This is a genomic window from Pseudoduganella sp. R-31, from assembly GCF_049913235.1.
In the GTDB taxonomy this organism is placed as follows: Bacteria; Pseudomonadota; Gammaproteobacteria; order Burkholderiales; family Burkholderiaceae_D; genus Rugamonas.
This window is the reverse complement of record NZ_CP183986.1, coordinates 613,931-627,912: the sequence shown is the minus strand read 5'-3', so window position 1 is coordinate 627,912 and position 13,982 is coordinate 613,931. Positions and strand designations below refer to the sequence as shown.

Genomic DNA, 13,982 nt, shown 5'->3' with positions numbered 1-13,982 from the left:
GCTTAGCTGCCGTTCAAGCCCTTGAGCAGGGCGATCGCATCGTCGAGGTGGGGGAACGGGGTGCCGGCCGCCACCAGTTTTTCCAGTTCGGCCCTGGCGGCCTTCTTGTCGCCCGACTGGTTGAGCGCGACCGCCAGGTGGTAGCGCAGCATGGCATTGGACGGTTGCAGCGTGCTGGCCCGCTTCAGCAGCGGCAGCGCGCGGCCGGTGTCGCCCTTGCCGACCATCAGCCAGCCGGTAGTGTCGAGCACGGCCGGGCTGTCCGGCGCCGCCTTCAGCGCCTTCTCGGCCGTGGCCAGGGCGCGCGGGTCCTTCAGCTGGCTATAGGCCCAGGCCAGGTTGTTCAGGGCCACCGGGCTGTCCGGCGCGGCCTTGAGCACCAGCTCCAAGTCGGCAGCCGCGGCGGCATATTGCTGGCGCGACAGGGCCAGTTCGGCGGCGTACATGGCGGCCGCCAGGTCGCCCGGCTGCTCCTTGCGATGCTGCGCCAGGCGCGCGTCGGCGTCGCGCGGCAGGCCGGCCGCCAGCAGGGTGCGGTGCAGCGCCAGCATGACACGGCCATCCTTTTCAATCCCATAGGCCTTGTCGTACAGGGCCACGGCTTCCTTGTATTTTTGCTGGCGCGCCAGCAGGTCGCCCTCCAGCACATAGCCGGCCGGCTGCTGCCCTGCCTCCTTCTGCATCTGGCGCGCGATGGCCAGCACTTCGGCCGGGCGGTTCTGCTGCTGCGCGATTTCAGCCAGCGCCAGGCGCGCCGGGCGGTGTTGCGGATCGATGGCCAGCACTTTCTTCAAGTCGCCGCTGGCGGCCGTGGCATTTTTCAGCATCAGGTGGGCGGTGGCCATGCCGAACCAGGCGCGCGCCGATTTCGGCTCCAGCTGCACCATCTTGCCGAAGCTTTCCAGGGCGCCGCTGGCGTCCTGGTTGGCCAGTTGCACCTGGCCCAGCAATTCGGCCAGGTAGGCGCTGGCCGGATCTTCCACCTGCAGCTTGCGCGCCAGCGTGGTGGCCTTGGCGTTCTGGCCGGCCTGCAGGTAGGCGTGGGCCAGGCGGGTCCCCAGCTCGGTGGCCTTGGGCTTTTCCGCCACCGCTTTTTCCAGCCAGGCGAGCGCTTCTTCCTGCTTGCCCTGCTGGGTGGAAATGTCGGCCAGCGCCGTCATGGCGCCGACATTGTGCGGGTCGTGCTGCAGCACGGTCTGGAAACGCTGGCGGGCGGCTTCGGGCCGCTTGTCCTGCAAGTCGAGCTGGGCCAGGTTCATGTTGGCGGCCAGGTGCTTGGGCTGCAGCGCCACCGCTTGTTCAAAGGCGGCGCGCGCGGCCGGCGCATTCTTTTGCGCCAGGTAAATGCCGCCTTCCAGGTTGCGCACGATGGCGCTGTCCTTCTGGCTGGCCTGGTAAGCCTTGATCGCCGCCAGCGCCTTGTCGTAGCGGCGCAGGCTGATTTCAGTGTGGATCAGGTAGAGCGCGGCCTGCTCCGATTTGGGGTCGAGCTCGGTGGCCCGCTCGAGCTGCTCGACGGCCTTGGCATATTGCTGCTGGCCGAGCTGGGCCAGGCCGATCGACAGGTGCAGCGTGGCTTCGTTGGGCAATGCCTGCGCCGCCTGTTCGAAATACTGCTGGGCCGCGGCATAGTCCTTGTTGCGCAAGTGCGATTCGCCGGCCAGCACCAGCAACTGCGGGTCCCTGGCGCCGCTGCGCAACAGCGGCGCCAGCGCTGCGGCCGCCTCGGCCGGCTGGTGGGTGCCGAGCAGGGACTGGGCTAGCAGCTTGCGGGCGAACAGGTCTTCCGGGTACTTTTCCAGGTAGGCGTTCAGGTAGCCCTGGGCCGCGGTGGCATTGCCCAGCTTGAGTTCATTGGCGCCGGCCAGCAGCATGGTGCGCAGGTGGCCGGGCGCCGCTTTCAGCAGCTTGAGCAGATTGCCCTGCGCTTCCGTATACCTGCCCTGGTTATGGTCGAGCAAAGCCTGCAGGTACAGCGCATGCAGGGTATCGGGCCGCAGCTTGTTCAGTTCGGCGATATCGGCCTTGGCCGCGTCGAACTGCTTGAGGGCGATTTCGAAGTCGGTGCGCTCGACGCGGGCATTCAGATGGTCGGGCTGCACGCTGAGCGCCTGGCCCAGCGCCGCCAGCGCCGCGTCGTTCCTGCCCAGCTGGCGCAGCAGTGCCGCCTGGTAGCGCAGCACCGACAAGTCTTTCGGGTGGGCGCGCAGCGCCTGTTCGGCCAGCGCCAGGGCGGCGGCGCGATCGCCGGCCTGTTGCGCCAGGCGCGCCTGGCCCAGCAGGGCATCGGCCTGGCCGGGTTCGCCAGCCAGGGCTTGCGCATAGGCTTCGCGCGCCTTGGCGCCGTCGCCCAGGGCCAGCCAGGCATCGCCGCGCACGGCCAGCAGGGCCGGGCTGGCGCTGGCGGCATCGGCCTCGCTTACGGCCAGCGCTTCCTTGGCCTTGTCCTGCGCCAGCAGGGCACGCAGCAGTTGCGGCAAGGCCCGGGCCCGCTCGACCTTGAGGCTGAGCGCCTTGCGCACTTCCTTTTCGGCCAGGGCCGCTTCGCTGTTGTCGTTGTAGACGCGCGCCAGCAGGAGCCGGATTTCGCCATCTTGCGGGCTCTTGTCGGCGGCGTTCTTGAGCTGGATCAGCGCTGCCCTGCTGTCGCCCTTTTGCAAGAACTGCTGGGCTTGCGCCACCAGGGTGGCGCTGGTTTCGGACTTGAGGCAGCCGGACAGGCCGGCAGCCAGCATCAGGCTGCCGAAGATGGCGAGGGCGCGCTGCGCCCCCCGGTTCTCGCGACGTGGCATGGAAACCCCTGCAGGTGATCAGGATATTGACAATACCACAATAATTGTCAATCGACTATCAAATCTCAATAGACTATTGGATGTTCTTCAGGCGCTGGATAATGCCGCGTTCTTCGCGCGGCGAATAGAACAGCGGGTAGAACGAGCGCGCCGACATGGCCATGTCGGCGCCCTGGCCGCCGTATTTCTCGATCTGCTGGCTGACGTAGTCCAGTTCCACCACCAGCAGGTAGGCCGGGGCGTCGACCCGCGGGTTGGTCTTCAGTTCCCCCAGGCGCTTGAAGCCGAGCATGGCTTCGTAGAAGCGGCGGTGGCGCGGGTTGATTTCAATGAAGATGTGGGTGCAGTGGTGCAGGTCGCGCGCATAAATCACCGACAGATGGAACAGCGAAGCCATCTGCGATTTGCTGCCGCCATTGTCGAACGCCAGCTTGGTGATTTCACAGACACGGGCACCCGGAATCATGCGCACCGAATCGACCTCTTCCTTGAAAATTTCATCGGCCATGATGCCGATTGGCGAGTCCAGCCCCAAGGTCAGGGTGCCCACCACTTCGCCCTTGTCGCTGGCGGTGAGCGTGATCCGGTTCGGATCGTCAGTCAGCTTGTGGGTCCCGGCATAGCCCCGCCAGGAGTACATTTTATTGATTAGCAGGCTGGCCTTGCTGCGGCCTTCAACCGTATCGATCATGCGAATACCAAATGATTTTTCGTCGGTGACCAGGTCTTCCATATTTTCCGGAAGCAAGTCCTCGAGCGTGGCGCGCGCATGGGAATCGGCTGGAGTCTTGCGGACAGGCTCGGCTTCCAGCACTGGGACAGCAGTTCCATTCATGGCTGTATCCTCCTTTGGCACTCGCAAGCCTTACGGCTGGCCACGGCCAATGAGCACGGCGAGCGGCGCGGACGCCGTGCTCAACGGCAAAATATAGTTGATTACACTTGCGGAGGCGCGCACGATTGATGCCGGGACGAAAATGTAGCGGATTGCAAGCGAGTTATGTAAAAATTACCAACTCCACACATGGTGGCATGCTAGCGCCCGCCACACAATACCCATGAAGTAAATGTTGTGAAAAAGACTCTATTGTTTTCAACTGCACAATAGACTGAGAGGAAGAGTGCCCGCATGCGGCCAAGCGCATGCGGGTTGCAGGGTGCAGAAGTTGTTACTTATTCAAATTGCTTTTGCAAGTCACGTGCTTCGTCGGTCTGGGCGAAGCGGGCGTCGGCCATGGCGGCCTGCAATTCCTTGCGCGCGCCAGCCTTGTCGCCCTTTTTCCACAGCGTGGCCGCATAGTGGCCGCGGATATCGGCAGCTTTCGGCGCCAGCTCACTGGCCTTCTTCAGGATCGCCAGGGCGCGGTCGAGCTGGTTCTGCTCGGCCAGGATCCAGCCCAGGGTATCCATGATGGTCGGGTTGTCGCCGGCCAGCTGCTGCGCCTTCTCGGCCGTGGCCAGGGCGCGCTTGTCCTTGTCCTGCTGGTAGGACCAGGCCAGGTTGTTCAGCGCCAGCACGTTCTCGGGCTGCTTGGCCAGCACGGTTTCCAGTTGGCCGATGGCAGCCTTGTATTGCTTGGCCGCGATGTTTTGCTCGGCTGCATACATGAGGCCGAACGGTTCGTCCGGATGCGTCTTGCGCCAGGCGGCCACCTGGGCATCGGCGTCGGCGGCGCGGTTGGCGGCGCGCAGGGCCGAGGTGAGCTTGAGCAGCAATTCCGGCCGCGCCGCCAAGGCGTACGCTTGCTGGTAAGGCGCCACGGCAAGCGCCGGCTTGCCGGCCCTCAGCTGCAGGTCGCCCTCCAGCAGGAAGCCGCTGGGCAGCTTGGGCTGGGATTTTTGCAGCTTGCGCGCGATGGCCAGGGCCTCGTCCGGCTTGCCCTGCAGCACGGCCAGGTCGGCCTGCATCATATGGCCCGGCACCGAATCCGGGTCCAGCCCGAGCGCCTTCTTCACGCTGGCCTGGGCGCCCGGCAAATCCTTTTTCTGCACCTGGACGCTGGCCAGGTACAGCTGGGCCTGCGCCGCCCTGGGCGCTGCGCCAGCCAGCTTGCTATAGGTTTCATAGGCGCCGTCCAGGTCGCCGGACATCTGCTGGGCACGGCCCATGACTTCCAGCGCCAGCGGCGCGGCCGGGTGCACCAGCAGCACCTTGCGCATATGCTCGGCGGCCTTGGCCCCCTGGCTGTTCAGCAGATAATGGGCGCCCAGGCGCACGGCCGGCACCAGCGCATCGGGATCGACCGTGGCGGCTTTTTCCAGCCACTGCGCCGCTTCGTCGCGCTTCCTGGCGCGCTCGGCCATCTGGGCCAGGGCGGTCATGGCAGCGACATTGTCCTTATCCTTGTCCAGCAGCTTCAGCATGTGCTGGCGCGCCGCCTCCGGCTTTTGCTCCATGAGCTCGAGCTGGGCCAGGGTGACCACCGCGGCATAGCTGGCCGGCGCCAGTTCCACCGCCTTGCTGAAGGCAGCGCGGGCGCCTGCCTTGTCCTGCTTGGCCAGCAGCACGTGGCCGCGCAGCACGTACAACTCCGGCTCCTTGCCGTGCGCGGCTTCCTGCTTGGCCAGCACGGCCAGGGCCTGGTCGTAGTTGCCCATGGCAAGCTGGGTGCGCGCCAGCGCCGTGGCGGCCGGCAGGGAGCCGGGCTCCAGCTCGAGCGCCTTGTTCAGCATGGCGATGCCCTTGTCGCGCTCGCCCAGCGCCACGCGGGCGCCGCCCAGCGCGATGTAGCTGGCGGCGCGTTTCGGATTCAGCTCGACGGCCTGTTCCAGCAGGGAGACCGCCTTGGCCGGTTCGCGCTGCAGCAGGTGGGCCTGGGCCGCCAGTTCCAGCAGGCTGACATCGCTGACCGGGCCCTTCAGGGCCGGCTCCAGCACTTTCTGGGCTTCGGCCGGGTTGCTGCCGCGCAGCAGGGTCGCCGCCAGCAGCTTGCGGGCGAAGGCATTGCCCGGGTCCATTTCCGTATAGGTGCGCAGCTTGGCTTCGCCCTGCTTCAGGTTGCCCAGCTGGAAATCCACCGCGCCCGAGAGCAGCAGGCTGGGCGGATGGTTCGGCGCGCTCTTGGCCAGCGCCTGCAGGTTGTCGCGCGCCGCCTTGTAATTGCCGCGCGAATAGTCGAGCAGGGCCTGGGTGTACAAGGTGCTCAGGCTGCGCGGCGCCGTCTTCTTGGCCGCGTTGATGGCAGCCTGGGCGGCATCGAACTTGCCGGCCACGATGTCGAGATAAGCCTGTTCCAGGTTGGCGCCGCTATTGGTCGGGTCCAGCTTGATCACTTCGGCAAACGCGGCGCGCGCTTCTTCCGGCTTGGACTGGGCCCGCAGCAACTCGCCCTTGAAGGTCAGCGCATTGATGTTGGCGCCATCCTTGGCAATGGCCTGCTCGGTCAGCGCACGCGCGCCCTCCAGGTCGTTGCCGATGGCCGCCAGGCGCGCCATGCCGGTCAGCGCGTCGGCACTATTGGGCTCGGCTTCCAGGGCCGACTGGAATTGCTTTTTCGCCTCGTCGAGCTTGCGCAGGCCGATCAGGGCTTCGCCGCGCAAGGCCAGCAGGGCCGGGCTTTGCTGGAACTTTTCCGTTTCATCGAGCATCTTCTGCAAGTCGCCCAGGCGCAGCAGCGCCTCGGCCAGCAGCAGTTCGCTCTCGGCCGGCTGGTATTTCAGTTCGAGGGCGCGGCGCGCTTCCTTTTCCGCCGAGGCCGGGTCGCCCATCTGCAGCGACAGCTTGCCGAGCTGGTAGCGCGCCTCGCCGTTATTGGGGTCCTTGGCCAGCGCATTCTTGAGCTGGATCTGGGCGCCCTTGCGGTCGCCTTTCTGCTGCAGCTGCCTGGCGTCGGCCAGCAGACTTTCCGGGGTGTCCGATTTGCAGCCGGCCAGCAATGCGCTGGCGGCCAGGGTGGCGGCGACGGCCAGCCGGGTTACGCGATGTGCCATGTTCTCCCTCAGTTTGGTAATCTCGTTATGATGCGTTGCGGTGGGCACGGAACCATTGCTCCAGCATCATCAGCACCCAGACCATGGTGCCATGGTAGCCGGCATGCTCTTTCAGGTGGGTGCCGACCAGCTGTTCGATGAAGTCGCCGCGCACCACCTTGCGCGCCTTGAGGTCGCTCAGGCTGTCCGCGGCCAGCTGCTGCAAGGCCTGGTGCTGCTGCAGCCAGACGCCGAACGGCAGGCCGAAACCGTGCTTCTGCTTGGTGATGATGGCATCAGGCAAGAAACCGCGCAATGCTTCCTTGAAGAACCAGCGCAACTGGGTGCCGTTCAGCTTCTGCTGCGGGGTCAGGCCGGCCGAAAAAGCCACAACCGCGTCGTGCAGGAAGGGGAAGGCCGCTTCCACGCCGGCCAGCTCGCAAGCCTTCATCACTTTCGGCAAGTCGTTGTCGGCCAGGGTGATCTGCAAGTCCAGCGCCAGCATGCGGTTGATCAGGGAGCGCGCTTCGCTGCGGCCATAGTTGCGTTCCAGGGTAGCAATCGGGTTGCCGATGTCGGCGGCGGCCAGGAAGTCGTCGGTGAACACTTGCTGCGGGCCATAGCGGCCCAGCAGGTTATACGTTTCCAGGCGCGCCGGCATGCCGACCGAGGCTTGCTCGATATAGCTGCGCGCCTTGCGCAGCAGGCGCACCCGCTCGCCGCCGGGGAAGTTGAACACGGCCGGTTCCAGCAGGGCCTTGCGCACCAGGCGCGGCACCCGCTCGTACAGCTCGAACACATGCTGCTTGGCATAGCGCTCGTTGCCGCCGAACAGTTCGTCGCCGCCATCGCCGCCGAACATGCGCTGCACGCCGTCGGCCTTGGCCATGCGCGCGCAGTAGAAAGCCGGCACCGCCGAGGCGTTGCCGAAGGGCTGGTCGAACACGGCCGCCACCTGCGGGATGGCGTTCGCCACGTCGTCCGGCGTCACATAGTATTCATGGTGCCGGGTGCCGAAATGACGCGAGGCGATGCGCGCGTATTCCATCTCGTCGTAGCCCTGGGCTTCGAAACCGATTGAGTAGGTATCGGCCGCCACGCCACCCACCTGGGTCAGCAAGCCGGCGATGGTCGAGCTGTCGGTGCCGCCCGACAGGAAGGCGCCGACCTTGCGGTCGCCCACCGCGTCCTTGACGCTGTGGCGCAGCACTGCCAGGAATTCCTCCTGCAGCTCACCGAACGTGCGCTTGCCCTCTTCCTCGAATTGCATGCGCCAGTAGGTGTGCTCTTCGACGCGGCCCTGCCGGTAATGCAGGTAGCGGCCGGGCAGCAAACGCTGCTGGCCCTGGTAGACGGTGCCGGGCGAAGGCACCATGTGGAAATACACGTAGTTGTACAAGCCCTGGTGGTCGAGCACGCCGGGCGTCAGCGGGTGGCGCACCAGCGCATCGGCCGAGCTGGCGAAGACCAGGGTTTCGCCGGCCAGTTGCCAGCTCAGCGGCTGGATGCCCATGCGGTCGGTGGCCAGCAAGGCTTCGCCGCTGCGTTCATCGAGGATGGCCAGGGTGAAGCAGCCATGCAGCTGGGCGCAGGTGCGCTGCGCGCCCTGCGCCCACAGCGTGGCGACAGTGGCAGCCACGCCCTGGCCGGCAGCCTGGGCCGCCAGCCCCGGGTCGACCAGGCGCGGCTGGCCCCACAGGGCCACCAGCAGGCCGTCGCGCTGGAACACGTCGGCGCTGCCGTCCAGCGCGGCCACGGCCACGCCGCTGCGCAGGCCGGACCGGGCATGCAGCGTGCCCTGGTCGAAGCGCAGCAGCGGCGCCGCCATCTGCTGCAGCAATTCCGGCGCAGCGGCCAGCCCTATCCATCCACAGATCCCGCTCATACGCTTCCCTTCCGCTTACACGAAGACTTCGACCGCCGCCGGGTGGCTCAGGAAAGCCGCCGGGCTGGCCGTGGCGCCATAGGCGCCCGATTGCAATACCACCACCAGGTCGCCTGCCTGCGCCTGGCCCAGTTCCATCTGGTCGGCCAGCAAGTCAAGCGGGGTGCACAGCGGGCCGACCACCGAGGCCAGCTCGCGCGGCCCGCCGGCCACCCTGTTGCCGATCAGCACCGGATAATTCTTGCGGATCACCTGGCCGAAATTGCCGGAGGCCGACAGGTGGTGGTGCAGGCCGCCATCGGTCACCAGGAAGACCTGGCCGCGCGATTCCTTGCGGTCGACCACGCGGCAGACATAGGCGCCGGCTTCGCCCACCAGGTAGCGGCCCAGCTCGATCACCACTTCGGCGCCCTGCAGGCGCGGCCGCACTTGATCCATGATGCGCGCCAGGTTCCGGCCCACCGCTGGCAGGTCGAGCCGCTCTTCGCCCGGGAAATAGGGAATGCCGAAGCCGCCGCCGATGTTCAGGATGCGCGGCGCGCGCGGCGCCGCCTCGGCCAGGCGCAGCGCCAGCGCAAAGGTCTTTTCATGCGCCTCCTGCAGCGCGGCCGCCTTCAGGTTCTGCGAGCCGCTGAAGATGTGGAAGCCATGGAAATCCAGGCCCAGCGCGCCGATCCGCGCCAGCATGGCCGGCACGCGCTCGGCGTCGACCCCGAACTGCTTGGGGCCGCCGCCCATCTTCATACCGGACGATTTCAGCTCGAAGTCCGGGTTCACCCGCACGTTCACTTTCGGCACGATGCCCAGGCGCTGGCCGAGCACGGCGGCGCGCTCCATCTCGCCCTCCGATTCCAGGTTCAGCACGATGCCGGCGGCAATGGCGCAGGACAGCTCGGCCTCGCCCTTGCCCGGGCCGGCAAAGCTGATCTTGGCCGGCGCCATCACGGTGTCGAGCGCCACCCGCAGCTCGCCGCCGGAAGCGACGTCGATGCCGTCGACCAGGGTGGCCATGTGCTGCACCACGGCCGGCATCGGGTTGGCCTTCATGGCGTAATGCAGCTGCACGTCGTGCGGCAGGGTCGCGCGCAGTTCGGCCACGCGCTGCGTCATGGCGGCGCGCGAATAGGCGTAGAACGGGGTCTGGCCGACGCGGGCCGCCAGGCGCGGCAGCGGGATGCCGCCGATCAGCAGGCAATCATTGTCGACGGCGAACTGCAGCAGCGGGGCGTGCTGCGGGCGCACCCGCGGGGTGTCCATGCTCATGCGCCCTCCGCGAAGATATGCTCGTACTGGGTCGACAGCAGCTTGCGGTCGATCTTGCCGTTCGGATTGCGCGGCAGCGGCGTGGCCGACACCACCACCTTCTGCGGATGCATATAGGCCGGCAGGTGCGGCTTGATGGCGGCCAGCAGCTCGGCCTCGGTGAAGCTCTCGCCGGCGCGCGGGTAGGCCAGCAGCACGATGGCCTGGCCCAGGCCCGGGTGCTTGACGCCCAGCGCCGCCGCCTCGCCGACCTTGTCGCGCGCATACACCACCTCTTCCACCTCGGTCGGGCTGACGCGGTAGCCGGAAGTCTTGATCATTTCATCGTTGCGGCTGATGAAATACAGGAAGCCTTCTTCGTCGCGGCGCACGATGTCGCCCGACCACACCGCCATCTCCACCAGCGGCAAGCCGTATTGCGGCGAGGCGTAGGGCTTGAAGCGCTCGGCCGTCTTGGCCGGGTCGTTCCAGTAGCCCAGCGACACCAGGGCGCCGCGGTGCACCAGTTCGCCCGGCTCATTGGGCGCGCATTCGCTGCCGTCCGGGCGCAGCACCATCACTTCCGCGTTCGGGATGGCCTTGCCCATCGAGTCGGGGCGGCGCGCCAGTTCGGACGGCGGCAGGTAGGTCGAGCGGAAGGCCTCGGTCAGGCCATACATCAGGAAAGGCTGGGCATTGGGCAGGGCGGCGCGCAGGGCGTCGAGGGTGGCGCGCTGCATGGCGCCGCCGGAATTGGTCAGGTAGCGCAGCGTGCAGTCGGCCGGCCAGGCCAGCGGCGCCAGCTGGATCCACAGCGGCGGCACGGCGGCCAGGCCGGTGATTTTCTCCGCCACCACGGCGTTCAGCACATCCTTGGCGAACAGGTGGTTGATCAGCACCGCCGTGGCGCCGACGCGGAAGGCCGTGGTCAGCTGCGACAGGCCGTAGTCGAAGGACAGCGGCAGCACGGCCAGCAGGCGGTCGGCCGGCGTGTTCTCCAGGTAGGTGGAGACGCTGACGGCGCCGGCCACCATATTACGGTGCGACAGCACCACGCCTTTCGGGCGGCCGGTGCTGCCCGAGGTGTACAGGATGGCGGCCATGTCGGTGTCGATGCAGCGGTGGGCGGCGGCCGGCGGCGCGTCCTGCATGGCAGCGGCCCAGGGCAGCACGTGCAGGTGCGGGAAGCTGGGCAGCTCTTGCGCCTTGCCGGTCACGATCACCGTATGCAGGTCGGGGCAGGAGGGCAGGATGTCGGCCAGCAGGCGCAGGCGGTCGGCCGAGGTGACCAGCACCCGCACATTGCAGTCGCCCAGGATGTAGCCGACCTGCTCCGGCTTGAGCAGGGGATTGACCGGCACGAAGACGCCGCCGGCGCGGGCCGCGCCAAACATGGCGGCCACGTTCTCGATAGTCTTTTCCAGGTAGACGGCGACCCGTTCGCTGCGCTGCAGGCCGCGCGCCAGCAGGCCATCGGCAGCGCCCTGCACGGCGGCTGCCAGGGCGGCATAGTCGAGGCGGCGCTCACCGTAGACCAGGGCTTCGGCCTGGGGTGTGCGTTGCGCCGAAGCAAAAATAAATTGATGGATCAGGTCGCTCATATTACTTCGTCAATAGGGATTGCATTAATTATATTGCAAAAATATAGGATCCTTGCCGTACATCACCCTGCAAACGGCGGCAGGTGCAGGATTGTTGCAACAATCCTCGCACAAGCAAGAGTATTGCATTTAATATATGGTTTTCTGTGCAAAATCAAACTGCGTTGTGAAAAATCCTGTTAGCTCGTCGTCGCCGCAAAAGCCGGCAATCGCCCTGGTGGTCGGCCTGTGCAGCCACGGCTTGTCCGTGGTGCGCGGCCTGCACGAGGCGGGAGTGGAAGTGTACGCGCTGGAGAAGGATGCGTGGCGGCCGGGCGTACGCAGCAATGCCATCGAGCACACATTCCTGTGCAGCGAAGCCGAGATGAGCGACCTGGTGCCAACCCTGGCCAGCCTGCGCGCGCGCCTGCCGCAAGACCGCCAGGTGGTGCTCTTTCCCAGCAACGATACCCATGTGCGCCAGATGGGCGAGGGCCTGGAACAGTTGCGTCCGCACTATCTGCTGAGCTGGGCCGCTTGCGCGCAGCATGTGCTGCGGCTGCAGCGCAAGAACGAACTGGAGCAGGCGGCCCGCAGCCAGGGCTTGAACTATCCGCGCTCGGCCACCCTGCTCAGCGTCGAGGAGGCCGAGGCCGCGGTGGCCGGCTTCCGCTACCCTGTGATCCTGAAACCGGCGCGCCCGCTGTCCTCGTTCAAGACGGCGCTGGCGCAGGCCCTGCCCGAACTGCTTGCCCTGCTGCAGCAATACCAGGGCGACTTGCCGATCCTGGCCCAGGAGTACATTGCCGGCGACGACCAGAGCCTGTATTTCGGCGCCCTCGTGCTCGACCGCGGCGCAGTGGTGCAGGAAATGGTCGGCCGCAAGATCGCCTCCTTCCCGCCGGCGCGCGGCCAGACCACGGTGGCGGAAAGCGTCGACGAGCCGCAAGTGCTGGCCCTGACGCGCCAGTTCTTCGCCGGCCTCGACATGTCGGGCCCGGTCTCGCTTGAACTCAAGCGCGCTCCGGACGGCAGCTTCTGGGTCATCGAGCCGACGGTCGGGCGCACCGACTTCTGGCTCGAGCTGTGCGTGGCGGCCGGCTTCAACCAGGTCTACCAGGAATTCCAGCTTGCCCTCGGCCAGCGTGCCCGGCCGGGCACGCTGCGCGGCCCGGTCACCTGGTTTGACGCCGAGAACGACACCCTGTCCTACTGGCGCGCCGTGCGCGCCCAGCGCACGCTGCGGCCCTACGGCGGCAAGCGGCCGGCCTTCACCTACTGGCGCGCCAGCGACCCGCGGCCCTTCCTGCAGGCCTGCCGGGTCGGCCTGGCATGGCGCCTGCGGGCACGCCTGCAGCGCCTGCAAGGCAAGGCGCGCGAACAGCGCGGCAACGCCCTGCGCGTGCGTGAGCTGCCGATGGACCAGCCCTTGCCGCCCGAGCTGGCCGGATGGCTGCGCGCGCACCAGCCAGACCCGCTGTTCTGCACCCTGGACTGGTATGAAGCGCTGGTGAAATTCGAGCGCGAAGTCCACCCGGACAGCGGCCGCCGCTTCAGCTGGGTGTTTGCCTGGCGCGGCGAGCAGCCCTGCCTGGCGGTGCCGGTGGAACGGCTGCCGGGCCTGCTGCGCAGCATGGAAGTTCGCCTGCTGAGCAATTTCTACTCGCCCTGCGTCGGCCTGTTCATCGACCGCGCGCTGCTGTCGCCGCAGCAGAGCTGGCAATTGCTGCTGCAGGCGCTGGACCAGCTCGACAAGGGCTGGCTCAAGCTGAGCGCGGCGCCGGCCAGCCTGCAGCAGGCCGACCAGGCCAGCGAAGGCCTGGCCGCCCAGGGCCATGCCGTGCAGCGCGTGCCGCTGTCGGCCAATTATTCGGCCTATGCGCCCGACCTGGACAGCTACTGGGCCAAGCGCCCCTCGCAACTGCTGAACACCCTCAAGCGCAAGGGCAAGGCGCTGGCCCGCGAAGCGCACCGCTTCGAAGTGGTGACCGCGCCCACCGCGCAACAGGTGGAACATTACTGGTCGACCTACAGCCATAGCTGGAAGGGGCGAGAGCCGTCGCGCTCCTTCATTGACTGGCTGATGCACTGGAGCGCCGCGCGCGGCTACCTGCGCCTGGGCCTGCTGTACCTGGACCAGCAGGTGGTGGCCAGCCAGCTGTGGCTGGTCAACGAGGGCGTGGCCCATATCTTCAAGCTGGCCCAGGATTGCAACGCCGACCGCTTCTCGCCCGGCAGCCTGCTGACCGGGCACCTGATCGAATACGTCTACCGGCACGACCAGGTCGAGCGCATCGATTTCATGCTGGGCGCCGATCCCTACAAGGGCCTCTGGATGGAGCAGGAAAATCCCTGCTTTACGCTGGAAGTGCTGAACCGGCGCCATGTGCTGGCGCCCGCGCTGCGCCTGTACCTTGCCGTGCGCGGCCTGTTGCGCCAGCGCCGCGCCGGCCACGGCAGCGGACTGGCCGTGGCGCCGGGCTGAGCGGGCCACCTGCCAAGGGCAGGGCGGCGCTGTTCCATAATCGATAACAATGATGCACAATATGCAAGTGGCGACAGATGGCCGCCGGC

7 protein-coding genes are annotated in these 13,982 nt (G+C 66.9%); 1 reads left to right on the top strand and 6 read right to left on the bottom strand.

Annotation, left to right across the window (positions count from 1 at the left end):
- Positions 1-2: 2 nt before the first annotated feature.
- The 6 genes from prsT (ACN9MY_RS02855) to ACN9MY_RS02830 all read right to left on the bottom strand — a co-directional run bounded on the left by prsT (ACN9MY_RS02855) (position 3) and on the right by ACN9MY_RS02830 (position 11,429).
- Positions 3-2,792 carry an XrtA/PEP-CTERM system TPR-repeat protein PrsT gene (gene prsT, locus ACN9MY_RS02855; protein WP_426336821.1) on the bottom strand — a complete coding sequence of 930 codons (2,790 nt, stop codon included), beginning with the start codon at positions 2,790-2,792 and terminating at the stop codon, positions 3-5.
- Positions 2,793-2,865: 73 nt separating this feature from the next.
- Positions 2,866-3,627, bottom strand: coding sequence for an N-acyl amino acid synthase FeeM domain-containing protein (locus ACN9MY_RS02850; protein ID WP_426320377.1), 762 nt, complete (start codon positions 3,625-3,627; stop codon positions 2,866-2,868).
- 338 nt (positions 3,628-3,965) lie between these two features.
- Positions 3,966-6,722: an XrtA/PEP-CTERM system TPR-repeat protein PrsT gene (gene prsT / locus ACN9MY_RS02845; protein WP_426336820.1), complete on the bottom strand. Its 2,757-nt coding sequence runs from the start codon at positions 6,720-6,722 to the stop codon at positions 3,966-3,968.
- Positions 6,723-6,747: 25 nt separating this feature from the next.
- Positions 6,748-8,586, bottom strand: a complete 1,839-nt coding sequence (locus ACN9MY_RS02840; protein WP_426167281.1) for an asparagine synthetase B family protein — start codon at positions 8,584-8,586, stop codon at positions 6,748-6,750.
- A gap of 15 nt (positions 8,587-8,601) precedes the next feature.
- Positions 8,602-9,849 carry a pyridoxal-dependent decarboxylase, exosortase A system-associated gene (locus ACN9MY_RS02835; protein WP_426320373.1) on the bottom strand — a complete coding sequence of 416 codons (1,248 nt, stop codon included), beginning with the start codon at positions 9,847-9,849 and terminating at the stop codon, positions 8,602-8,604.
- The gene (locus ACN9MY_RS02830; protein WP_426320371.1) at positions 9,846-11,429 is read right to left on the bottom strand and encodes an acyl-CoA ligase (AMP-forming), exosortase A system-associated; all 1,584 of its coding nucleotides are present in this window, start codon (positions 11,427-11,429) and stop codon (positions 9,846-9,848) included. Before ACN9MY_RS02830 ends, ACN9MY_RS02835 begins: the two co-directional genes overlap by 4 nt.
- A gap of 166 nt (positions 11,430-11,595) precedes the next feature.
- Here ACN9MY_RS02830 and ACN9MY_RS02825 point away from each other — a divergent pair, with 166 nt between their 5' ends.
- Positions 11,596-13,893, top strand: coding sequence for a GNAT family N-acetyltransferase (locus tag ACN9MY_RS02825; protein ID WP_426167275.1), 2,298 nt, complete (start codon positions 11,596-11,598; stop codon positions 13,891-13,893).
- Positions 13,894-13,982 lie beyond the last annotated feature (89 nt).